Origin of the sequence: Vibrio sp. YT-16, from assembly GCF_033337405.1 — a bacterium.
Taxonomy (GTDB): Bacteria; Pseudomonadota; Gammaproteobacteria; order Enterobacterales; family Vibrionaceae; genus Vibrio; species Vibrio alginolyticus.
In genome coordinates this window covers 1-1,147 of sequence record NZ_JAWOQQ010000124.1, presented here as the reverse complement: position 1 = coordinate 1,147, position 1,147 = coordinate 1, and the positions used below count along the sequence as shown (strand labels likewise).

The 1,147-nt window shown below is 45.6% G+C and carries 1 protein-coding gene and 2 pseudogenes; 1 reads left to right on the top strand and 2 read right to left on the bottom strand.

Annotation, left to right across the window (positions count from 1 at the left end; translation table 11 throughout):
* Window positions 1-382, top strand: a pseudogene (locus R7F07_RS25200) (DUF2066 domain-containing protein); the annotation flags it as partial.
* Between the two features lie 68 nt (window positions 383-450).
* Here the strand turns inward: R7F07_RS25200 and R7F07_RS25195 are convergent.
* Window positions 451-894 (bottom strand): DUF2069 domain-containing protein, encoded by a 444-nt coding sequence (locus tag R7F07_RS25195; protein WP_318110669.1) that lies wholly within the window; start codon window positions 892-894, stop codon window positions 451-453.
* A gap of 52 nt (window positions 895-946) precedes the next feature.
* A pseudogene (locus R7F07_RS25190) lies at window positions 947-1,147 on the bottom strand (transcriptional regulator); the annotation flags it as partial.

Below are 1,147 nucleotides of genomic sequence, written 5' to 3'. Positions count from 1 at the left end.
TTTCTTCCGTTTAGAAAATGCACTTACCAAATTGAATTCAGTGGCGGGCACTGAAATCAAGCGTGTACAAGGCAGTGAGTTAACGCTGACTATTCATTTGCTTGCTTCACAACAAGCATTTGAGCAAGAGGCTTCGTCTATCTCACAATTGATGGAATTTGCAGATCCACTCGGTGACGTTGAAGAAGTGACGCCATCGGAAGAGCAATCGGTAGAAACTCTACCTTCAGAGGCTCAAGCTGTAGAAGGGCAACCAAAAACGGTGGTTCAAGCCGTTGAGGAAACTGTGCCAGCAGCACAAGTACAACAGCCTGTTGTGATTCCTCAAGTGCAAGATCAATACGATCTGATTTATGAGTGGCATTCTACTTCGCAAAGTTAATCCGCGTTTGGGCATAGAATAAAGAAAGAGACGCAATTGCGACTCTTTTTGTTTTTGAATCAGAGAAGTTACTTACTGAACGTCGCTTTTTCTTCTTTTTCTACTTTTGACAAGCGTTTGAGTTTAAGGCCTAGCTCTTTTCCTCGAGCACGAGCAAATAAAATATTGCCAGCAAAACCAAGAGAGGTAAGCACCAGCTCAACCGCTGCCAACCACCGTTCACCACCGTCCACGTACAAGATAGTGAGGGCGTGCAAGAAATACAGCATCAAGACAAAGTTCGCCCATGCATGCGTGTAAGGTTTGCCCGCTAAGATGCCAGGTAACGGTAGCAATAACGGAATACACCATGCAATCGCGAGTGTTGTGCTACTCAGATGAGGGTGAGGAGATAAAGCGAGTTGCCAAATCGCGACCCATGCTAATAAAGCTAAGTTGCCGAACAAAGCGAGGTAGCGATATGTTTTTGCTTGAGCACCAAGAGGTGGTTGTTCTTCGAAAGAGTCAGACATCGATTCTCTATCCTTGAATTGATACCAATTCTACTGATTATTAATACTGGTATTAGTGACAAGCTTTGAGCTTTAACGCTGCTGTTGCTAGTCGTTTACCTAATTGTTGTGCCAGACGAGTCTCCTCTGCTGTGAGACTTGGTTCGTGTCCTACACTGCTGGCACCGTAGGGCGTGCCACCAGATTGGGTCGAATGCAGCTCTGGTTCAGCGTAAGGAATACCAAGTACCATCATCCCGTGATGCAGTAGTGG